The organism is Fusobacterium sp., assembly GCF_032477075.1.
GTDB lineage: Bacteria > Fusobacteriota > Fusobacteriia > Fusobacteriales > Fusobacteriaceae > Fusobacterium_A.
This window is the reverse complement of record NZ_JAWDXO010000005.1, coordinates 1-23,584: the sequence shown is the minus strand read 5'-3', so window position 1 is coordinate 23,584 and position 23,584 is coordinate 1. Positions and strand designations below refer to the sequence as shown.

20 protein-coding genes are annotated in these 23,584 nt (G+C 28.6%); all 20 read left to right on the top strand.

Annotated elements, in window-relative coordinates:
- Positions 1 to 351: 351 nt before the first annotated feature.
- The 20 genes from E6771_RS03605 (at position 352) to E6771_RS03510 (ending at position 23,167) form a co-directional block, all read left to right on the top strand.
- The gene (locus E6771_RS03605; RefSeq protein ID WP_316089737.1) at positions 352 to 1,776 is read left to right on the top strand and encodes a trypsin-like peptidase domain-containing protein; all 1,425 of its coding nucleotides are present in this window, start codon (positions 352 to 354) and stop codon (positions 1,774 to 1,776) included.
- Positions 1,767 to 2,423 (top strand): hypothetical protein, encoded by a 657-nt coding sequence (locus tag E6771_RS03600; RefSeq protein WP_316089736.1) that lies wholly within the window; start codon positions 1,767 to 1,769, stop codon positions 2,421 to 2,423. Before E6771_RS03605 ends, E6771_RS03600 begins: the two co-directional genes overlap by 10 nt.
- Before the next feature lie 37 nt (positions 2,424 to 2,460).
- Positions 2,461 to 3,435, top strand: coding sequence for an HpcH/HpaI aldolase/citrate lyase family protein (locus E6771_RS03595; protein ID WP_316089735.1), 975 nt, complete (start codon positions 2,461 to 2,463; stop codon positions 3,433 to 3,435).
- A gap of 3 nt (positions 3,436 to 3,438) precedes the next feature.
- Positions 3,439 to 4,581 carry a phosphoribosyltransferase domain-containing protein gene (locus E6771_RS03590; protein ID WP_316089733.1) on the top strand — a complete coding sequence of 381 codons (1,143 nt, stop codon included), beginning with the start codon at positions 3,439 to 3,441 and terminating at the stop codon, positions 4,579 to 4,581.
- Positions 4,563 to 5,630, top strand: a complete 1,068-nt coding sequence (locus tag E6771_RS03585) for a cysteine protease StiP family protein (protein ID WP_316089732.1) — start codon at positions 4,563 to 4,565, stop codon at positions 5,628 to 5,630. The genes E6771_RS03590 and E6771_RS03585 overlap by 19 nt, the downstream gene beginning before the upstream one ends.
- A gap of 37 nt (positions 5,631 to 5,667) precedes the next feature.
- Positions 5,668 to 7,941, top strand: coding sequence for a YceG family protein (locus E6771_RS03580; RefSeq protein WP_316089731.1), 2,274 nt, complete (start codon positions 5,668 to 5,670; stop codon positions 7,939 to 7,941).
- Between the two features lie 36 nt (positions 7,942 to 7,977).
- A complete protein-coding gene (locus E6771_RS03575) occupies positions 7,978 to 9,108 on the top strand; it encodes a toxic anion resistance protein (RefSeq protein WP_316089730.1) in 1,131 nt (376 codons plus the stop codon).
- 36 nt (positions 9,109 to 9,144) lie between these two features.
- Positions 9,145 to 9,726, top strand: coding sequence for a TerD family protein (locus E6771_RS03570; RefSeq protein WP_316089729.1), 582 nt, complete (start codon positions 9,145 to 9,147; stop codon positions 9,724 to 9,726).
- A 24-nt stretch (positions 9,727 to 9,750) separates the two neighbouring features.
- Entirely contained in the window at positions 9,751 to 10,332 is a 582-nt protein-coding gene (locus E6771_RS03565; protein ID WP_316089728.1) for a TerD family protein, read from the top strand.
- A gap of 18 nt (positions 10,333 to 10,350) precedes the next feature.
- Positions 10,351 to 10,947: a TerD family protein gene (locus E6771_RS03560; RefSeq protein ID WP_316089726.1), complete on the top strand. Its 597-nt coding sequence runs from the start codon at positions 10,351 to 10,353 to the stop codon at positions 10,945 to 10,947.
- Positions 10,948 to 10,992: 45 nt separating this feature from the next.
- Positions 10,993 to 12,006: an ATP-grasp domain-containing protein gene (locus E6771_RS03555; RefSeq protein WP_316089725.1), complete on the top strand. Its 1,014-nt coding sequence runs from the start codon at positions 10,993 to 10,995 to the stop codon at positions 12,004 to 12,006.
- Positions 12,007 to 12,017: 11 nt separating this feature from the next.
- Entirely contained in the window at positions 12,018 to 12,764 is a 747-nt protein-coding gene (locus tag E6771_RS03550) for an HAD hydrolase family protein (RefSeq protein ID WP_316089723.1), read from the top strand.
- Positions 12,765 to 12,794: 30 nt separating this feature from the next.
- Positions 12,795 to 15,440, top strand: a complete 2,646-nt coding sequence (locus E6771_RS03545; protein ID WP_316089721.1) for a calcium-translocating P-type ATPase, PMCA-type — start codon at positions 12,795 to 12,797, stop codon at positions 15,438 to 15,440.
- An 18-nt stretch (positions 15,441 to 15,458) separates the two neighbouring features.
- Positions 15,459 to 16,043 carry a TerD family protein gene (locus E6771_RS03540; protein ID WP_316089720.1) on the top strand — a complete coding sequence of 195 codons (585 nt, stop codon included), beginning with the start codon at positions 15,459 to 15,461 and terminating at the stop codon, positions 16,041 to 16,043.
- Positions 16,044 to 16,675: 632 nt separating this feature from the next.
- The gene (locus E6771_RS03535; protein WP_316089718.1) at positions 16,676 to 17,467 is read left to right on the top strand and encodes a class I SAM-dependent methyltransferase; all 792 of its coding nucleotides are present in this window, start codon (positions 16,676 to 16,678) and stop codon (positions 17,465 to 17,467) included.
- Positions 17,468 to 17,584: 117 nt separating this feature from the next.
- The gene (locus E6771_RS03530) at positions 17,585 to 18,157 is read left to right on the top strand and encodes a DNA-3-methyladenine glycosylase I (protein ID WP_316089717.1); all 573 of its coding nucleotides are present in this window, start codon (positions 17,585 to 17,587) and stop codon (positions 18,155 to 18,157) included.
- A gap of 395 nt (positions 18,158 to 18,552) precedes the next feature.
- Positions 18,553 to 19,935: an aminopeptidase gene (locus E6771_RS03525; RefSeq protein WP_316089715.1), complete on the top strand. Its 1,383-nt coding sequence runs from the start codon at positions 18,553 to 18,555 to the stop codon at positions 19,933 to 19,935.
- 9 nt (positions 19,936 to 19,944) lie between these two features.
- Positions 19,945 to 20,445, top strand: a complete 501-nt coding sequence (locus tag E6771_RS03520; RefSeq protein WP_316089714.1) for a GNAT family N-acetyltransferase — start codon at positions 19,945 to 19,947, stop codon at positions 20,443 to 20,445.
- 175 nt (positions 20,446 to 20,620) lie between these two features.
- Positions 20,621 to 21,994 (top strand): alkaline phosphatase, encoded by a 1,374-nt coding sequence (locus E6771_RS03515; RefSeq protein WP_316089712.1) that lies wholly within the window; start codon positions 20,621 to 20,623, stop codon positions 21,992 to 21,994.
- Between the two features lie 18 nt (positions 21,995 to 22,012).
- Positions 22,013 to 23,167, top strand: a complete 1,155-nt coding sequence (locus E6771_RS03510; protein ID WP_316089711.1) for a YibE/F family protein — start codon at positions 22,013 to 22,015, stop codon at positions 23,165 to 23,167.
- Positions 23,168 to 23,584: the final 417 nt, after the last annotated feature.

The window sequence follows — 23,584 nt, the reverse complement described above, 5'->3', positions numbered from 1 at the left end:
AATTTATAACAATCTTTTTATTTGCTAAGGTATTTAAATTATTAATTTTTTACTAATATAATATTTTATTAAAAAATCCTTTAAAATAAATTTTTATTATGTTAACTATAGTTTACCTTTAAATCTTTGTTTGAAATTTTTTATTAATCCAAGTTCTAATGAATTTATTATTTTGAAATAAATACTTTTTATGGTATTATTTATGTGTAATAACATTAATACAAGCTGAAACAAAACACTGTGATTAGCAACATTTTCTATCATAATTATTCAATGACTTTGTTACAATTGAAAATTTATATTATTAAAAAAGGGGGAAGCTGATAGACAGTTATTTATTCAGCAAAAATTATGAAACAAATACAAAAATTAGAAGTTAGAATAAATCCAATAGCTTTAACTTCTATTTTATCTTTTAAAAATATTTCAGGACGTTTTTTTAATTATAAAAAAGATGTCTATTTTTTTAGATATATTGGAATAAAAAGTGAGAAAACTTACGTGGAAGAAATTATGGGGCTTTTATCAGAAGTTTTTATAGAAAAAAGTTTAGATAACTTTATAGCAAGCAATTTAGTTGAAAAGTATTCTGTAATCTATGAGGAATGGAAAAATTTATCATACCATAATATTGAAAAATTAATTGATTTAAAGTTCCCGTTTAAATTTCAAGATAATTGTTGGGAATATACTGCAAAAGAAGCATATAGAAAAATAATTGAAATATATTTTAATATAAAAAATCAAAATGAATCAATAACAAAAAATTTTGGGATTAAGCTTCTATATTGGATAGAAAAATATTTTCCCAAAATATTTAAAAATACAGAAGAAATAAAAAATTTTTCTAAAGTAATATATATGGGAGAATTAAAACTTCAAGAGTATCTATTTTTATATATGTTAGTTCTTTTAGGCTGTGACATAGTTTGCTTAGATTCAGAAAAGAAAAAAATTAATATACCAGAAAATTTATTAAAACTATCCTCTTCATATGAAGAAGCAAATAGTAAAAAAATAGATATTTCTATTGAAGATTTATTATTAAAAAACACAAAAAATCAAGTTAAAATTAATCAGGCTGAAGAAAGCAGCAATATGATTAAAGTCAATTTAAAAAGAAATGAATCAAAGGAGATAATAGAACAGATAAAAGAAAACGAAACAAAAGAAGTATCATATGAAAAACTTGCAACATTAGCTTCATCTGTTGTGATGATAAGTGTATTTAACAGAAAAAAAGAGTGTATTAAAACTGGGTCAGGAGTTATTATCAATGATAAAGGGAATATTCTCACAAATTTTCATGTTATTTCAAATGGATATTATTTTGGAGTACAGCTGGAAAATGATGATAAGATATATTTCACTAATGAAATTGTTAAATACCATGATTTAAATGATTTAGCGATAATAAAAATAGAAAAAGCTCATAAATACATTAAACTTTATCAAGATACTAGAGAACTGGTAAGAGGTCAAAAAGTAATAGCAATTGGAAGTCCACTAGGTCTTTTTAATTCTGTTTCTGATGGAATAATATCAGGATTTCGTATGATAGATGATTTGTATATGATACAATTTACAGCACCTATTTCCCATGGAAGCTCTGGAGGAGCTCTCTTAGATTTAAATGGGAAATTAATAGGAATAATTACAGCAGGATTTGATAAAGGTCAGAATATAAACTTGGCTGTGGAACATAAAACAATACTTAGTTTTATCAAAGGTTTTATTATAGAAAAAAATAATGAAGGGGGAAGAAAATGGCAGTAAAATTAGAAAAATTTGGAGACCAACACAAGATAAGTTTGAGCAAAGAAGATATGGCAGGAAAACAGGAAATAGTAATTAATCTAAATTGGTCTCAAGAACCTAAAAAGAAAGGATTTTTGGCCTCTCTTTTAGGTGGGAATCAAGAAATAGACTTAGATTTAGGATGTTATTATGAACTCAACAATGGGGAAAAAATGATAATTGATGGATTGCAATTTTCTCAAGGAAGAGGAGGAAGCAGAGATCAAAGAACAAATCAAGGGTGCTATAGCAATGCTCCATTCATTTGGCATAAGGGAGATGACAGGGGAAATGCAGGAGGAGAATCTGGAGAAAATATCTATGTAAATCCTAAAGGAATAAATAGTATTCGTAAAATAATTATATATACTTTCATATATGAAGGGGCTCCTAATTGGACTGCAACAAATGCTGTAGTTACAGTTCAAGTTCCTGGAAATGAAAGCATAGTTGTAGAAATGGGAAAACAGAGTGATCATAGAAATTTCTGTGCAATAGCTGAGTTATTATTTGATGGTAAAGATTCAATAACAGTAAAAAAACTAGTTACATTTCATAAAGGGCATCAAGAATGTGATAAACAATATGGTTGGGGATTCAAATGGCAAGAAGGTAGCAAAGATTAAAAAATATTAAAATAGAAAAGTTATTTGGAGGAAATTAATGTTAGATAATAGAGAAAAAATGGCTTATACAGTTGGTGCATTAATGTATTCACCTGCTATCAATGATAAAATATCTGAAATGATAATAGAAAAAAAGATTAAAGACAAGTTTTCCCTTTCTCTTTGTTTAGAAGATGCTATAAGTGATGATATTGTAGAAGAAGCTGAAGAACAAATAGTAAAAACATTCAGAGAATTAGATGCATATAAAAAAAATAATCCTCAATGGAATAACTATCCCAAAATATTTATTAGGGTTAGAAAACCTGAACAAATATTGAATATGTTCACAAGAATAAAGGAATATAGCAGTCTATTTACAGGTTTTATTTTTCCAAAATATTCTTTGGAATGTGCAGATGAATACAATTCATATATGAAAGAAATCAATAAAGGAATTGAAAAAATAATATATATGATGCCTATACTTGAAAGTTCAGAAATTATTGAATTAAATACTAGAAGTGAATATTTGTATAAACTTAAAAAGAAAATTAATGATGTAAAGGAAATGGTACTTAATATAAGAGTAGGAGGAAATGATTTCTGCAAAGAATTCAAAGTACGTCGTAATTATAGCCAAAGTATTTATGATATTACTCCAGTGAGAAATATATTGAGTGATATTCTTACTGTTTTTTCAAGAGAATATGTAGTTTCTGGTCCTGTATGGGAATATTTTGCCAGTAAAAATGATGAATGGAAAACAGGATTAGCAAAAGAAATTCAATTAGATAAAATTAATGGATTTATAGGAAAAACTGTCATTCATCCTAATCAAATAGCTGTAGTAAATGATAATTTAATAGTAGATAAATCAGATTATGAAGATGCACTTGAAATAATAAGCTGGAAAAATAATGTACTAGCTGTAGGAAAAAGCAATTCTGGTGAAAGAATGAATGAAGTAAAAGTTCATTTAAAATGGGCTGAAAAGATAATGGTATTAGCAGAAACATATGGAGTGAAATGAAAAATGCAGAAAACATATAGTAAAGAGGATCTTGTAAAAGTAGCTAAAAGAGATAATAATAACAAGAGAACATTTCTTTTGATAAATCCTCTGCAAGGGAAACATATACCTGTAAGTCCAACAGCAGCATTAGAATTATTTAAAAAGTTAGCTTGTAAATTAATTGATAAATATCCAAATGAAAAATTATTAGTTATAGGTTTTGCAGAAACAGCTACTGCTATTGGTGCAGCTATAGCATCTCAATGTCTAGAAGGAACAAAATATATACATACTACTAGAGAAACAGTAAAAAACAGTGAATATATATTTTTTTCTGAGACTCATAGCCATGCTACAGAACAAAAGCTTGTAAAAAATAATTTAAAAGAAATGATTGAAGAAGCTGATAGAATAATATTTGCAGAGGATGAGATAACCACAGGGAATACTATTTGGAGCATAAAAAATATTTTAGAAGAGCAATATTCAAAAAAGAAATTGAATTTCGGAGTAATTTCTATACTCAATGGAATGAATAAGAAAAATATGGAGAAATTTAATGAATCTCAAATAGAATGTATATATGAAATAAAACTATCAGCAGAAAACTATGATGATCAATTAAACAAATACAGTTATGAAAATGAAAGAAAATATGATCTGAAGTTTTCAGAAGATTTTTTTATTAAAGAATATTCCTTAAATAAGTATATAGATGCTAAATTAGGAATAGACAGCAGAGTATATGAAAAAAGCTGTAATAAACTGGCTGAATTGATAACAAAAGAATTAAAAAAAGAAGAATTTGAAAATAAAGATGTTCTTGTACTGGGAGTGGAAGAATTTATGTATCCAGCTATGATAACAGGAGAAAAAATTGAAAAAGAATACAAATGTAATGAGGTAAAATTTCATGCTGTTACCAGAAGTCCTATTCTTCCAAGTGGAGAAAAAGGCTATCCTCTTTACTTAAGGCATGAGTTAAGAAGTATTTATGATGAAAATAGAACAGTGTATTTATATAATTTGAAGAAATATGATAAAGTTATTATTATTCATGATTCAAAATCAACCAAAGGTAAAGGAATAGAAAGTTTGATTGCTGCCTTGAAGGAATATGATTGTAATGACATATCTATATTTCAATGGAGTGGTTTAGATTGAAAACTTCTTATAATACTGAAGATGTAATTCTATTATTGAAAGATATTACCAATATGGTAATACCTATGTCAACTGAAGAGAGGGAAAAAAAAATACAGGAAGGAACACATTACTCTGAAATGCTTCCTGTAGAATACAAACCTACTAAAAAATATATTGAAATGTATGACATAGCTTTAAAAAATTATTCAAAACAAACAGCAGAAGCAGTATGTCTTACAGCAGAAAAAATATATAAAGCAAAAGGAGAAAATCTAGTATTAGTTTCTCTGGCAAGAGCTGGGATTCCTATTGGAATATTAATAAAACATTATCTCAATAAAAAATATGGAATGAAAAATCTTAAACATTATTCTATATCAATAATCAGAGGAAAAGAAATAGACCATAATGCAATGAAATATATTCTTGAAAACCACAAAGCAGAAGATATTCAGTTTGTAGATGGCTGGATAGGAAAGGGAGCAATCCTTACAGAATTAAAAAAATCTCTTGAAAATTATAAAGGAGTATCTCCAGAACTTGCAGTGTTATCAGATCCTGCCAATATTACAGAATTATGTGGAACACATGAAGATATATTGATTCCAAGTTCGTGTCTTAACAGTACAGTTTCAGGTCTTATCAGCAGAACTTTTTTAAGAAAGGATATAATCACTGGAAATGATTTTCATGGGGCAGTTTATTATTCAGATTTAATAAAGGAAGATGTTTCTTATGAATTTATAAAAGAAGTAGAAAAGCATTTTGATTTTAATATAAAAAATGTAAATAATGCAACAGATAAAAATGGTATTGAAGAAGTTTTAAATATTGGAGAACAATTCGGAATAAAAGAGATTAATTTTATAAAACCTGGCATAGGAGAGGCTACTAGAGTATTGCTCAGAAGAGTTCCTTGGAAGCTTCTAATAAGTGAAAAGTATAAAAATGATCCTGTTTTACAACATTTATATAGATTAGCTCAAGAGAAAAATGTCCCTATAGAATATTATCCTTTGAATAATTATAAAGCCTGCGGAATAATAAAAAATCTATCAGATTTATAAAAATAAAAGAGAATAACTGTGTGGAATGTGAGGAAAAATGGTAGAAAAGATAAAATTTAACAATACAGATGATTTTTTTAAAAAATATAGTGAAAGAAGTCCTAAAGGCATATATTTTTACAGAGTAACTTCATACAGTATAAAAATAGAAGATTTTCTCTTTAAGTACTTAGAACAAGTAAAAATATGTGGGGTCTACATAAAAAATAATATTCAAAACCCAACTCAGGAAAGAATAAATTATTTTATTGAAATGACTGGAAAAAACTTCATAATGGATAAAGTATTCATGGAAAAAACTATGAAAAAATGGATACCTCAACTTTCAGAAATTCAAATTACAATAATAATAGAAGCTCTTTTTGAAGAATTAAAAATATTGGAAAAAGAGGGTAAAAATATTAATATTTTAAAAAATACTTATGTAAAATATATGTGTTGGTTCTATTATAGATTTCAATCTGTATTAAAAGCATTGGGAAAAGATAATGTTCCTAAAATTCTTTTTGATGGAAATGCAAGCAACCATGAATTAAAAATGCTAAATATACTTGCTAAAGCAGGATGTGATATAATTCTCCTTCAAACTGGAGAAGATATAAATCTAGATAGGAATTCAGCTTTATCTTATATTATACCAAACGATAACCCTCAACCATTTCCAAAAGATTTTTCTATAACAGCATTGGAAATAAAAAAATACAATGAACCTAATGAAAAAAAACAAATAAAAATAGTTCAACCTCAGGGAATAATGAGTACAAATACCTGGATTACTGCTGGATATATATTTGAAGATTCTTTAAAATCTTCAAATATGAGGGGAAATAAAGATAATTATTATTATAATATGTTTGTCAAAATGACAGGTGTTGAAGATAAAAATAATTTTATGAATGAACTATTTAAATGGAAATTAAAACTGAGCAGCAGTGAAAGAGAAGTATTAATCATAGAAGGTGGAATACATAATCCTGATGGGTTAGAGGTACAGCAAATAAAGAAAAAACTATATCAAAATTCTATAGAACTGATAAATGAGCTTTCTAATAATATTTCCTTTAAACAAAATTCTGAGCTTGAACTTCTTTTAAAGAAAGCTTTTGCTGAAATAATGACAGAAAATAAAGATGAAAGGCTGCAAAAATTAAGCAATAGCGGAGTAATACTTTTATGCTGGATAAATAGATATATTTCTGTACTATTCAAAAAAATAGATTTAAAAAAATATCCTGTATTTATTTATTATGGCAGCTGTAGAAATGAAAATGAAAAGCTGTTTATAAGACTTTTAGCAAGAATTCCAGTTGATGTTATAATATTTTGTCCTGATAAAACTTTAGAATGCAATATAAGTGATAAACTGTTATTTGAAGAAACAAATCAGTTCTCTATTCCTTTAGGAAAATTTCCTAAAAAATTAGAAAATATAAATTTTGGGACAACAGCATATAATGCTGAACGAGATTTGGATTCACTTTTATATCAAGATTCTGGTTTATTTAGACAAAATCAATTTAAAAATGCTATTCCAATTACTTTACAAACTACCTATGAAGAGATTGGAATATTATGGAATCAAGAAGCTAAATATAGACAAAATTTTGAAATACTTTCTGATAGAGTAATGGTTCCAGTAATATGTTCTAAAATATGTGGAGTTCCAAATAAAGATAAAAATAGTTATTGGAAAATAATAGAACAGTTCTTACAGCCAGAAGGAATATTTATAAAAAATCTTCCTTTTATAAGTGAAAAAAATAAAAAAACTTTGGGACAATCAGTAGTTTCATTTATAAAAAATAAGAAAATACAAGTGGAAGTAATAAAAAAACATCCTTCATATAATTATAAATTTATCAGAGATGAAATGCAGAATTACATTTTTGAAAAAGCTCAGCAATTATTAGATAGTGGTATCATACCTGGAACTTTCAGTAATGGTATAGAATTTACAATATTAAATACAATACTTAATCTTGATATAGAAATATTGAGACTTATACAAAAATATGACTTCACTAAAAAAATACCAAAATTAGTAATAGTTGATACTACTGAACAAATGGGGAGTAAAGAAGATGGAATAATTACAGCTTTCTTAAAATTTTTAGGATTTGATATTCTTCTTTTTGTTCCAACAGGGTATCAAAGTGTTGATGGACACTTTGAAAAAAATATATTTGTGAAGCATCAAATTGGAGAATATGTTTATGATATGAAAATACCAATTTATGATAAGGAAAAGAAAAAATTTGATATAAAAAAAGAAAGATTTGGGTTAAGATCGCTTCTTAACCTTATGAATTAAAAAATTATAAAACTAAAGAAAAGGGGTATGATTATAATGGGAATAAAAATGAATTCGACAGAACCTGTAGTTGTTGATGAAAATAATATGACTATAGTTGAAGCTGAGGTAAAACAATTTAATATACAGGCTGATAGAAGTGAAATGACTCAAAAGCTTTTAGACTCACGTGAAGTAGACAATCTTGTAAGTTCAATATCTGTTTATGATACTGAAACTATAATCTCTTTTGGAGGAGAAGTTGCTGAAGAAATATCTAGATGTTCTGATGCTGTATTAAAAAGCATGAATATGGCTCAAATTAATGATACTGGAGAAATGCTTACACTTCTTGGAAAGATAATGAGTAAGTTTGACATTGATGAAATCAGAGAAAAACCAGGATTTTTAGAAAGAATATTTGGAAATCTAAAAAAACAACTTGAAAAAATATTGGATAAATACCATACAATGGGAGATGAAATAGATAAAATCTATGTGAAGCTAAAACAATATGAAGTTGAAATCAAACAGTCAAATAAAAAACTTGAAACGATGTTTCAAACAAATGTAAATTATTATCATGAACTTTTGAAATATATTCTGGCAGGAGAACAAGGAATAAAGGAAATAGACACTTTTATTACTCAAAGAACTGAAGAGATGGAAAAGTCAAATGATAAAAGCATTCAATTTGAATTAACAAGTTTAGTACAAGCAAAACAAATGCTGGAACAGAGGACACAAGACCTAAGAATAGCAGAAAATGTGGCTATGCAGTCTATTCCTATGTTAAAAACTATGCAATTTAGTAATGTAAATCTTATAAGAAAAATAAACTCAGCTTTTATAATCACACTTCCTATATTTAAGCAGGCTCTTTCACAAGCTATATTGCTGAAAAGACAGCGTATACAAGCTGAAGCAATGGCTGCTCTTGATGAAAAAACAAATGAGATGCTGATTAAAAATGCTCAAAATACTTCAGAACAGAGTAAGCTTGCAGCACAGTTGGCTTCTGGAAGTTCTATAAAAATCGAAACTTTAGAAACAACTTGGAAAACTATTGTAAAAGGAATAGAGGAAACAAAGCAAATACAAGAAAGTGCTTCTAGAAAACGTATTGAAGATCAAGCACGTCTAAAAGCTATAAAAGATGACTTTAATAAAATGTTTGGTGATAAGTAAGACTTTTTTACTATAAAAATTGAGGAGATGATTAATATGCCAATAAACTTAACAAAGGGACAAAAAGTAGACTTAACAAAAGGAAATGCTGGGTTAAAAAATCTTGTGATTGGTCTTGGATGGGATACTAACAAATATGATGGTGGAGCTGATTTTGATTTAGATGCAGCAGCATTTTTAACAGGTGCAAATGGAAAAGTTCCTTCACAAGAAGAATTTGTTTTTTATGGTAATCTTATTCATAAAAGTGGTTCAGTAGAACATATGGGGGATAACTTAACAGGTGAAGGAGATGGGGATGATGAACAAATAAAGGTAGATTTATCTAAAATCCCTGCTAATGTAGAAAAAGTTGTATTTACTGTTACTATTTATGATTCAGAAACAAGAAGACAAAATTTTGGACAAATATCAAATGCCTATATAAGAGTGGTAAATGAAAGTAATAACCAAGAGCTTATCAGATATGATCTTGGAGAAGACTTCTCAATTGAAACAGCAGTTGTAGTTGGAGAAATTTATAGACATGCTGGAGAATGGAAATTTAATGCAGTAGGAAGTGGATTCCAAGGAGGTTTAGCAGCTCTTTGTGCTAACTTTGGAATAGAAGTAGCATAATTTTCAATTTTTGGAGGTAAGCAAATGGGAATCAGTTTAAAAAAAGGACAAAAAGTAAGTCTGACAAAAGATAATCCTGGATTAAAAAAATTGATAGTAGGACTTGGATGGGATACCAATAAATTTGATACAGGAGGAGATTTTGATCTAGATTCAGCTGCATTTCTCTTGGGTGAAAATGGGAAGGTAACTTCACAGAGTGATTTTGTTTTTTATGGTAACTTAAAACACAGCAGTAGTTCTGTAATTCATATGGGTGATAATAGAACTGGTGATGGAGATGGAGATGATGAGCAAATAGCCATTGATCTTTCTAAAGTTCCTGAAAATATTATAAGGATAATATTTACTGCTACCATATATGAAGCTGAGGAAAGAAGGCAGAATTTTGGACAGATATCAAATGCATATATAAGAATAGTTGACGAAGATGTAAATAATGAGATACTGAAATATGATTTAGGAGAAGATTTTTCAATTGAAACAGCAGCAGTATTTGGAGAGCTCTATAAAAATAATGGAGAATGGAAATTTAATGCAATAGGAAGTGGATATCAAGGAGGTTTAGCTGCTCTTTGCATCAACTATGGAATAGATATTGATTAGAAAAAGGAGAATAATATTATGTCAATAAGTTTACAAAAAGGGCAAAAGATAAGCCTGACAAAAGATAATAGTTCTTTAGATAAAATTATATTAGGGCTTGGGTGGGATCAAGCCTCAGAAGAAAAAAGCGGTTTTTTTTCAATGCTTGGCAAAAAAGCTAATATAGATTGTGATGCTACAGCAATGCTTCTTCAAAATGGTAAAATGATAGATAAAAAAGATATTGTTTATTTTGGAAATCTAAAACATTATACTAATTCTGTAAGACATACAGGAGATAATCTTACAGGTGAGGGAGATGGAGATGATGAACAGATTATTGTTGAATTAAAAAAAGTCCCTCAAAATTATGATAAAATAGTAATAGTTGTTAATATATTTAAAGCCAAAGACAGAAAACAGCATTTTGGAATGATAAAAAATGCTTTTATAAGGCTAATTGATACTAAGACAAATAAAGAAATGTGCAGATATAATTTGACAGATGACTATAGTGGATGTACTGCTCTGATATTTGGAGAAGTATATCGTCATAATGAAGAATGGAAATTTAATGCAATAGGTCAAGGAACGACTGATGATGGTATTGGTGAACTAGCAGCTAGATATAAATAATAAATGAAGGGAGCATATGCTGCTCCCTTCTAAATTGGAGGAATAATGAAAAAAGTCATTATTTGGTTCAATCACTGGTTTAGTACTGCCTATCACATGGTTAATATGATAAAAGAAGACAGCAAGACGGAATTTTATGTAATAGGTACTAATGGAAATGAAGAAAATGTTATGAAAACAGTGTGTGATTATTGGGAAAAAGAACCTGATATTTTAAGTGATGAAGAATATGTGCAGTATTGTTTAGAGTTTTGTCAGAAACATTCTATAAATATATTTATTCCAAGAAAAAAGCAGCTTTACATAGTTAAAAATATAAAAAGGTTTGAGGATATATCTGTTAAGGTTCTTGCAGAAAGAAATTTTGAAAAAATGAAACAACTTAACAATAAAAAGAATACATATGAATTATTCAAAATGTTAAAAATTGGAAATATTCCTGAATATTACATAGTGAATACTGCTGAAAAATTTATTGAGGCTTATAAAAAACTAAAAATAAATTATAAAAAAATATGTTTTAAATTTGTTGAAGATGAAGGGGCTGTAAGTTTTAGAGTAATAGATGATTCTATAAAGGATGCTGATATTTTTTTAGTAAGAAAAGGACTTAAAGTTACATCAGAAGAAGTATATAATTCTTTAAAGAAAAGAGAGAATGCTGCTGAAATGATGCTGATGCCATATCTTGAAAGTGAAGAAGTAAGTGTAGATTGTTTAAAAACAAAAAATGGCTTAATTGCTATTCCAAGAATAAAAACACTAACAAGAACAGAAATAATAAGATATGACAAAGAAATTTTAGATATATGTGAAGATTTTTTTAATAAATATGGATTGGAACATCCCTGTAATATTCAATTTAGATATAGCAATGGTATTCCTTATTTATTAGAAATAAATACCAGAATGTCTGGAGGAATACATTATACATGTCTTGCAGCAGGTATCAATATTCCTAATATAGCTGTAAATCAACTTTTAGGTATAGATAAAAATTGGAAAATTGATAAAAAAGAAAAAAAAGTATCTTATATAGAGATGCCTGTACTTATTTGAAAGGAATAAAAATGAAAATTTTTACAACAGATTTGGATAATACTTTAATATATTCATATAAAAGAGATATAGGAAAAGATAAAATACTTGTAGAAACAAAAAATGGGAAAAAACTTTCTTATATGTCAAAAATTTCCCATGAATTGTTAAAAGAAGTGAATTTTATTCCTATAACAACACGCTCTCTGGAGCAATATCAAAGGATAAAATTTTTTGAAAATTATCAGCCACAGTATGCTCTTGTAGCTAATGGGGGAATTCTCCTATATAGAGGGGAAACTGTCAGTGAATGGTATCAAAAATCATTAGAAATATCAAAAAAATCTATGAAAGAACTGGAAAAAGGAATGAAACTGCTAACAGAAGATGAGAATATATATTTTGAAGTTAGAAAAGTAGATGAACTTTTTATTTTTACTAAAGGTTTTAATATAGAAATAGTCATAAAAAAATTAAAAGATAATCTAAATCAAGAACTTGTAGATATACATAATCATGGAGAAAAATTATATATATTTCCTAAAGAACTGAATAAAGGAACTTCTTTAGAAAGATTAAAAAATTTTTTAGAAGCTGATACAGTAATCTGTGCAGGAGATAGCGAAATGGATATTCCAATGTTAGAAAAAGCAAATATATCTATTTTTCCTGAACAGTTAAAAATTTTTTTATCCAGTCAGGGAGAACAATATGTTATATCTGAAAAAGAACTTTTTTCAGATAAAGTGCTGCAAATAGTAAAAAAATTTCAAGAATAGAGGAAAAACATCTAAGGAGGATAAAATATTTTGAAAAAGAGGGGATTAACAGATTTAGAAGTTGTAGCATCAAAAGAAAAATTTGGTAGCAATATAATTACAGAACAAGAAACAGAAAGTTTTTTTGATAAATTAAAGGATAACTTTGGCGATCCAATGATAAAAATATTGTGTGTAGCTCTGATTATCAATGTTATTTTTACATTCATGGGGCAAACAGAATGGTATGAACCTTTTGGTATAGCTGTAGCTGTCATACTTGCTACATTTGTTTCTACATTTTCTGAATATAGAAATGAAAATGCTTTCCAGAAGCTTCAAGAAGAAGCTTCAAGAATAATGTGTAAAGTATATAGAAACAATGAAGTAACTGAAATATCTATTAATGATATAGTAGTAGGAGATTGGATCTTACTTCAATCTGGAGATAAGATTCCTGCAGATGGAATAATTACAGATGGAACTATTAAGGTGGATCAATCTGTTTTAAATGGTGAAACTAAGGAAGCCACTAAAAAACCATTGCCAGAAGATTATAAAGATGAAGAGGCTTCAATGGATTTTTTAAATCCATATAAAGTATTCAGAGGTGCAGTTGTCTGTTCTGGGAATTCTGTGATGGAAGTTACTGTAGTTGGAGATAAGAGTATATATGGTCAGATAGCAAGTGAATTACAAATAGATGATGATAGAGAATCTCCATTAAAATTAAAGCTTGGAAAACTTGCAGATGACATCAGTAAATTTGGATATATTGGTGGTATAGCAATAGCAATAGCACTTCTATTTCAAAGAATTGTAATACATAATGGATTTGAAATGACAAGAATTATTGCTTATTGTTCTAACTGGATGGTTTTAGTGAATGACTTAATTCATGCTGTTATGCTTGCTGTTATCATTATAGTTATGGCTGTTCCAGAAGGTCTTCCATTAATGATAGCTATTGTATCAGCATTGAATATGTCAAAAATGCTGAAAGATAATGTATTAGTAAGAAAAATAGTAGGTATTGAAACTGCTGGAAGCTTGAATATCCTTTTTTCAGATAAAACAGGGACTATTACTAAAGGAAAATTAGAGACAATATTATTTGTGGATGGATCTGGTAAGGAAACTAAAAAATATGACCATATTTCTGATGAATTAAAAAAAATATTTTCCCTTAATATATTCAAAAATACAAATGCTCTTATTACAGGAGATGGAGATAATATTAAGATAGTGGGAGGAAATGCTACTGAAAGAGCTATTCTCGGCTTTGTTGGAAAAAACTGTTGTGATTTGAATGTGGAAGTCTGTTGTTCATTGCCGTTTAATAGTACAAATAAATATTCTGCCTGTTCAGTAACTGGTGACTGTGATATTACACTAGTAAAAGGAGCTCCTGAAAAACTTCTTTCAAAATGTAAATATTATTATACTGAAGAAGGAGAGAAAAAAGAGTTTAATGACTATGATAAAATAGAAAATATAATAAATGAGCTTGCCAGAAGAGCTATAAGGGTATTAGCATTTGCAAGCTGTGAGAAAAGAATACATGAGGATGATAAAGAAATTGAAGATTGTACTTTAATTGGTATTATAGGTATTAGGGATGAAGTAAGACCTGAATCTATTTCTGCTATAAAAGAGGCGCAAGGGGCAGGAATACAAGTAGTAATGATAACTGGCGATAGAAAGGATACTGCTGTAGCTATTGCTGAAGAAGCTGGACTTCTTACTAAAGATACAGATTTAGTTTATACTTCTGATGAACTAGCTCAAATGACAGATAGTGAGATTGCTGCTCAAATGAAAAATATTAAAGTAGTCTCAAGAGCTTTGCCAAGTGATAAATCTAGACTTGTAAAAATAGCTCAAGAGTTGAATCTTGTAGTAGGAATGACAGGAGATGGAGTTAATGATTCTCCTGCCTTGAAAAAAGCTGATGTTGGATTTGCTATGGGTGGTGGTACAGAAGTAGCTAAAGAAGCTTCAGATATTGTTATACTAGATGATAACTTTATGTCTATTGAAAAAGCTATTCTTTATGGAAGAACAATTTTCAATTCTATTAGGAAATTTATAATATTTCAGCTTACAATCAATGTAGCTGCAGTAATGGTATCATTTGTTTCCCCTTTACTTGGAATGGAAAATCCTCTTTCAATTACTCAGATTTTATGGGTAAATTTAGTTATGGATACTTTAGCAGCTCTGGCATTTGGTGGAGAACCAGCTTTGAAAAGATTTATGCAGGAAAAACCTAAACGCAGAGAAGAAAATATTGTCAGTAGTTATATGTGGAGTGCTATATTCACTGGAAGTATTTGGACATTTATATTAAGTATGTTCTTCCTTCTTACTCCACAAATAAAGGCTTTATTTAGACCAGGAATAAATAATGAATATCTTCTAACTGGGTATTTTACTTTCTTTATATTTATATCTGTTTTTAATGCTTTTAATGCTAGAACGGAGAAAACTAATTTATTTGATAATATTTTTGAAAATAAAGGATTCCTTAATATAATTATTCTTATTGTTATTGTACAAATTATTATGACATACTTAGGTGGAGTTGTTTTAAGTTGCTATGGACTAACTTTAAAAGAATGGGCAGTAGTAATTATTATGGCATTCACTATTATACCAGTTGATATAATAAGAAAAAAATTTGTAATAAAAAAATAGAAAAAAGGGGAAAATGTAATGAGTGTAAATTTATCAAAAGGACAACGTGTAAATCTTGATAAAAGTATAACTATGGCATTAATTGGACTAGGTTGGGATACTAATAAATACTCTGGTGGTTATGATTTCGATTTAGATGCTTCAGCATTTTTGCTTGGTAAAAATGAAAAAGTTTTAAAAGATGAAGATTTTATTTTCTATAATAATCTTACTGCTTATAATGGTGCTGTTACTCATACTGGAGATAACTTAACTGGAGATGGTGATGGAGATGATGAAGTGATTATCATTGATTTCAGAAAAATTCCTCAGGAAATACATAAAATAGCTGTAACAGTAACTATTCATGATGCAGCATTCAGAAGGCAGAATTTTGGTCAAGTATCAAATGCTTATGTAAGGGTAGCCAGAATGATAAATGAAACTGATACTGATGGACAAGAAGTGTTGAGATTTAATCTCATGGAGGATTTCTCTATTGAAACAGCATTAGTAGTATGTGAAATTTACAGACATGGAAATGACTGGAAATTCAATGCAGTGGGAGCAGGATATCAGAATGGGCTTAAAACCCTTTGCCAGAATTATGGTGTGAATGTATAATAAAATCTTGTATAATATTAAGATGGAAGAGATAGAATTATCAATCTTTTAGATATAAAGTTAAATAAAATTTATGGATTTTATTTTTCATATTGAACAGACAGTAAATAGCCTAAGGAAGAATACATTCTTTTAGTGTTATAATTTTTATATACTTAAAATTTTTTTTGAGCTTGTTCAGGAATTTCAAATTTTAGATCCTGAATAAGCTCTATTTTTATAATCAAAGGTTTGTCATAACTTTTTCTACTTTGGTTATAAATAATCTTTCTGATTTTAATAATAGTTGAAAATTTTTGCCTGTAAATTACTTTCCTTGACTTATATGAATAATTAGTCCAGAATTTGGAAGAAGATTTTTAGAATAAATTTTGTACTTATAATATATTTTATTATAGAGGATTAAAATATCTAATATATTAAATTTATTTTTATTTTAATGCTGTAGTAATTTTAAAATTTAAGCTAGCATTAAATTGTTATATCAACCTTTATTTATATTTAATAAATATCTTTTTAATTTTTTAATTCAAAATATTTGTTAATAAAAAAATTTCATTATAAAAATATATTGATTTTTTATTGATAAAAGAGTATTGTAAAAATATAAAATAAAAGGAGGGAAAAACAATATGAATATTTTATCAAAAACACTATTTATTCCATTTTATTTCAAATATAAAGAATCTGTTGGAGAAAAAAACATCTATGATGCAGAGGCTGTAAAATTCTTTTCTGATAATAAGAATAGAGATATTATAAATTTTTCAGAACTGGACAAAGATAAAAATTCTTTTACTGGAGTTATATCAAGAACTATGCTGATTGATGACTATTTAAGAAAAATTTTAGAAGATAAAGAAAAGAAATTTAATGTTTTTAATGTTGGATGTGGTCTGGATTGCAGAAACAAGAGACTGTCTCTGTCAAATGTTACATGGACAAATATAGATCTTCCAGAGGTAATTGAGTATAGAAATAATATACTTCCCCTTCAACCTAATGAGAAAAATATAAGTGCAGATATAACAAAAACAGCTGAATGGGATTTTATTCCTTTTGAAAATAATATTTTTATCTTTGAAGGAATATTAATGTTTTTTGAGGAGGAAAAAATAAAAGAACTTTTGAAGAATCTTGTTAAAAAATCAAAAACAAGTTGGTTCATAATAGAAAGTTCACCTAATTTTTCAGATATAAAACATCCTTCTGTCAGCAGTATAAGCAGTGAAATTAAATTTAAATGGGGCTGTAATGATATAAAGAGTTTTGCAGAAAAAATAGATATGGAATATATTGGAAGCAGAAGAATGGAAGAACTTTTAAAAGACAGATGGGACTATAGTTTTTTTGACAAGCTAGGACCTGAAATAAGAGATCATATAGTTTCAAATTGCAGAATAACTCTTTTGAAAAATAAATAACAAGAGATAAAGAGAGAATTCGTCTAAGCTGAATTATTTTTCTATTTAATTTATTGCTCTTAGCCTGTAGATGAAATATAATAGAAAGTAAGAAAAGACTACAGGAGGGATTGGGCAATGAAAGAAATCAAAAGATGTGAATGGGCAAAAGGGGAGCTTGATATTAAATATCATGATGAAGAATGGGGAAAGCCAGAGTATAAAGATGAAAAGCTTTTTGAGATATTTATTCTGGAAACTATGCAGGCAGGATTGAGCTGGAGCACTATTTTGAGAAAAAGAGAAAATATGAGAAAAGCTTTTGATAAATTTGACTATAAAGTAATTGCTGAATATGATGATGACAAGAAAAAATCTCTTCTGGAAGATGAAGGAATTATTCGTAACAGACTCAAAATAGATGCACTTATCTCCAATGCTAAAGCTTTTATGAAAATACAGGAAGAATATGGGAGCTTCAGCAAATATATATGGAAATTTACAGAAGATAAGCCAATAGTTAATAAATGGGAAAATATTTCTGAAGTTCCAGCTAAGACTGAGATATCTGATAAAATGAGTAAGGAATTGAAGAAAAAGGGATTTAAATTTGCAGGGTCAACTATCTGTTATGCTTTTATGCAGGCTACTGGAATGGTAAATGATCACATGGTATGGTGTAGTGAATATAGGAAGTCTAAAGTTAAATAGAGTAACAACATGTTAAACAGAATAAAAATTCATAAAACAAGTACTTGTCAAAACTTAAAAAGAGATATATAATAACCTTCTATGTCATATTAGAAATTAAAAAATTTATATAAATATTTAATCTGATACAGGAGGAAAAATGTACAATAAAACTAAAGAAGTTTTAGCAGCAGAACAAGTAATAAGTGAAGATATGCTGGAACAGTTGACATTGTGGGCAGATGCAGAGATTGCAAAATAGAATGATAAAAATGATAAGGGAAGAGAAAGTATAGAAAATTATAACTTTCTCTTTTTTATTTTTTTAAAGATACTTATATCTTCTCTATTTAGAAAAACTCTAATATATGATATACTGAGAGAGTGAGATAACATCTAAAAAGGAGATGGTAATGATGAATTACAAAAAAGAAAATGGATGGAAATGTATAGACAGCAGAGAAGCAGTATTTGATTTCTCTGAAGGATACAAGAAATTTCTGGATGGAGCAAAAACTGAAAGAGAATTTGTAACTGAAGGGATAAAACTTATAGAAGAAAACGGATTTGTAAATGCTGAAAAAAAAGATAAATTAACAGCTGGAGATAAGATATATTATGTAAACAGAGGAAAAAATCTTGTTCTTGCTGTTGTAGGCAAAGAAGATATAGAAAATGGAATAAACTATGTAGTATCTCATATAGATTCTCCAAGATTGGATTTAAAAGGAAATCCTTTATACGAAGACCTTGATTTAGCATATATGAAAACTCACTATTATGGAGGAATAAAAAAATATCAATGGGCATCTCTTCCACTGGCTTTACATGGAGTAGTAGTATTAGCTTCAGGAAAGAAAGTTGAGATAACTATTGGAGAAAAGGATGATGATCCTGTATTTACAATTCCTGATATACTGCCTCATCTTTCTGCTAAAATACAAGGAGAGAGAAAAGCTGGTGAAGTAATAAAAGGAGAGGAACTTCAAATAATTGTAGGAAGTATTCCATCATCTATAGAAGATAAAGATGTAAAAGAAAGAATAAAATATACAGTTCTTGAAATATTGAACAGAGATTATGGAATGATAGAAGAAGACTTTATTTCTGCTGAACTGGAATTAGTTCCAGCTGGAAAATGCAGAGATTTAGGATTTGACAGATCAATGATAGGTGGATATGGACAGGATGACAGAATATGCGGATATACTTCTATGATGGCGATAATAGATCTTAAAGAAATTCCAGTAAGAACTGCTGTATGTTTTCTAGCTGATAAGGAAGAAATAGGTTCTACAGGCAGTACAGGACTTAAATCTGATTATATTAACTATATTACAGGAGATATGATATACAAAATAAAAGGAATTTTCAATGAAATGATGCTTAGAAAAGCATTATGGAATTCCAATGCTATGTCATCAGATGTAAATGCAGGAATAGATCCTATATTCAGAGGAGTTCATGATGCTCAAAATGCTGCCAAAATAGGATATGGAGTAGTAGTTACAAAATATACTGGAGCAAGAGGAAAAAGCGGAACTAATGATGCAGATGCAGAATATGTAGGAAAAATAAGAAGAATGCTTAATGATGCCAAAGTCAACTGGCAGATAGGAGAATTAGGAAAAGTAGATGAAGGTGGAGGAGGAACAGTTGCTATGTATCTTGCTCATCTTGGAATCAATACTATTGATATAGGACCAGCTCTGTTGGCTATGCACTCACCTTTTGAAGTTTCGTCTAAACTGGATGTATATGAAACTTACAGAGCTTATAAAGTATTTTTCAGAAATTAAGGTGGTAAAATGGAATATGGAGAAGTAAGTTTTAGAAAAGGTATAAAAGCTGATGTAAATGCTGTTGTAGAACTGTTGAAAGAAAGATGCAGATGGATGGACAGAAAAGGAATTCAGCAGTGGAATAATGAGGGATATTTGAATTTTTATAATCATGATTATTTTTCTGATAAAGCAGACAATGGAGAATTATATGTAGCTCAAATGGAAGAAAAGATAGTTGGAATGTTTGTTCTTTTAGAGAAAGATAAAAGATGGGATGATAATATTTCATCATATTATCTCCATAATTTTACTACTGACCCAGAAATAAAGGGGCTTGGAGAAATAATACTAAAATATTGTGAAGAAAAGGCTGCTCAGGATGGAAAAGAGAGATTTCGTTTGGACTGTGGTATAAAAAATAAAGAATTAAATGATTACTATGAAAGCAGAGGATTTATTTTTGCTGGAATATGTAATGAAAGCCCTTATTATATTGGCAATAAAAGAGAAAAAATATTGAAATAAAAGAAAATTTCAATAGTGTTTTTAAAATTAAGTATAGTTTAAAGTGATTAAGAAGCAATGATTTTTTAATCACTTTTTCTTTTACAGTTTTTTTACAGAAATATAAAACTCCTTTAACATTATGAAGGTAGAATATCTTTGAAAACAAAAATAAAATGTCAAGGAGGAAATGATAATGAACAGGAAAAAAATGGTTTTAGCAGGAATGCTGCTTATGGCGGCTACAAGTTTTGCACAGGCAAAGTATATATTCTATTTTATAGGTGACGGTATGGGAGCCGCTCAAAGACAGATTACAGAGGAGTATAAAAAAGGAGTAATGAAAGAGGATGGAAAACTTCTTATGAATTCACTTCCATTTTCAGCAATAACTACTACATATTCAGCAGATACTCTTATAACAGACTCAGCAGCAGCAGGAACAGCCCTAGCTACTGGACATAAGACAAATAATGGATACATAGCTAAGGATACAAAGGGAAATGATTTGAAAACTCTGTTGGAAATGGCTCAGGAAGATGGAAGAGCAACAGGTTTGGTGACAACAACAAGAATAACTCATGCTACACCAGCAGTATTTGCTTCCCATAACATAGATAGAGATGATGAAAATGGGATAGCATCAGATTATGTAAAAAGTAATGTGGACTATTTTGCAGGTGGAGGATACAGACATTTTACTCCAAAGGATGGAGAACTTTCAAGTAAGAGAAAAGATGACAGAAATCTTGTAAAGGAATTTCAAGAAAAAGGATACAAAACATTTGTAGGACAGAAATCAGCAGGAGATTTTAAGAACTGGGCTCCAAAAGATGGAGAAAAAGTATTTGCAGCCTTTGAAGCTTCTCATATGCCATATGAAATAGACAGAAAGTCTGATAGTCCAAGTCTTAGTGTAATGACTGAAAAAGGAATTGAACTGTTAAAAAAAGATAAAGATGGTTTCTTTATGATGGTAGAGGGTGGAAGAATTGACCATGCTTCACATGCTAATGATGTTATGGGAACAATATATGATACTATAGCTTTTGATGATGCTCTTAAGACAGCTTATAAATTCTACAAAGAAAATCCAAACGATACACTTATAGTAGTAGCTGCAGACCATGAAACTGGAGGTATGGGACTTGGTTTTGGAAATAACTACTTTTTAAAACTTGATGAACTTAAAAATGTAAAAGTATCAGTTGAGGATATTCTTCAAAAAGCTTATACAGGAGATAGAGATGGATTCTTTAAATATATAGCAGATAATATGGGATTAGGAAAATTAACAGATGCAGAAAAAAATAATATAGTAAAAGCTATGGATCTTCAAGATAAAAATAAAGATGCAAGTGAAATGTTTGGAGGATATAGTCCAGTAGCTATAGCAGTTACTCATATAATCTCAGAGAGATCAGGAATGCAGTGGACATCTTATGCACATACAGCTGTACAAGTACCATTGGCAGCAGTTGGAAAAGATTCTCAAAATTTTACAGGTTTTAAAGATAACACAGAAGTAGCTAAACTTATAGGAAAAAGTTTGGGAAAAGAGATAAAATAACCTCAGGGGGATAAATAGGTGAAGAAAATAGGAATAGCAGTTGTAGTGACATTCCTTGCCCTTCTAGTTTTCAGCGGAAAATTAGAAGGGTATTTCTTTAAAAAAGAAAGTATAGGAAGAGTTCTTACAGTGGATAATAGCGATGCAATAGTTCAGGGAATATCTAAAGTAGGATGTCAGCATCTTACTGTGAAGGTTCTTACAGGAAAGCATAAGGGAAAAATATTAGAAATAAATAATCTTTTAAGTGGAAGTATAGAGTATGATGAATTCTATATAGAAAAAGATAAAGTATTAATGGCAGTTTTAGAAAATAATGGAAGATTAGATGGAAAAGTATTGTCTCTCTTAAGAATGGACAAAATTGCTGGTTTAGCTTTTATATTTGTGATTCTTCTTATCATATATGCAAGGAAAGTAGGTTTTAAATCTCTTCTTTCTTTTGCAGGAAGTATTATAATAATATGGGAATATCTTATACCAGCACTTAGAAAAGGAGAAAATGTCTTTATAATAACAGTATTTGCCCTTATACTTCTTTCAGCATTGATAATATTTCTGGTAGCAGGATTTACCAGAAAGGGATTCAGTGCTTTTCTAGGAACAATGTCAGGACTTTTTGTTACTGCTGCTCTTACATTTCTTTTTGGGGATACATTCAGAATTGATGGAATGAATCAGCCTCTGGCTCAAAGTGTTGTATTTTCAAGTTTTATGAGTATAAATATTTTGGATATATTTTATGCAGCGATAGTAATAGGAGCAAGTGGAGCAGCCATGGATATAGCTATGGATATGACAGCAACTATTGAAGAATTAAAAATACATAATCCTGATATCTCCAGGAAAGCCTTGATAAAGTCAGGATTTAATGTTGGAAGATCAGTTATAGGAACAATGACAACTACTCTTTTACTTGCATATTCAGGAGGTTTTCTAACTTTAATGATACTGTTTATGGAAAGAAATACAACTATACTTCAAATATTAAATATGAAAATGGTAACCTCTGAAATTATTAAAATAATAATAGGAAGTATAGGACTGGTAGTAGTCGCACCTATTACTACTTATATAGCCTCTTTTATTTATTCTGTGGAGATAAAAAATAATAAAAATAGAGTTTTAAGATTATCAGGAATATTTTTTAAAGAAAAACAGCAGGGGATTTAAGGTTTTATTTATAGTTATCATTTAATATATTGAAAGTTCTTTAAAAAATATATAAAAAATTTAAAATGCAAGCTCTCAAATTTCAGAGAGCTTTTATTTTTTGAAAATTTTTAATAATTTTTTAAAATTTAAGATGGAAATAAATAATTTTTTAAATTCTTATCCTAATAAAGAGTTCAATAAAATAAAGGGTTCTTTAAAGGAATAAAAAATATTTAAAAATATTTTAAAAAACTTGTTGACGAGAAGTATTAATTGTGATATTATAATCAATGTGCCGCAGGAAAGCGGTGCAAGGCATAAAACAAATCAAATAAAGAAAATAAGGACATTAACAACAGAATAGAGAGAGAAGAAAAAATCAACAAACAATAAATAGGTGTAAATAATCAGTTAAAAAAACTGAGTAAATAGATT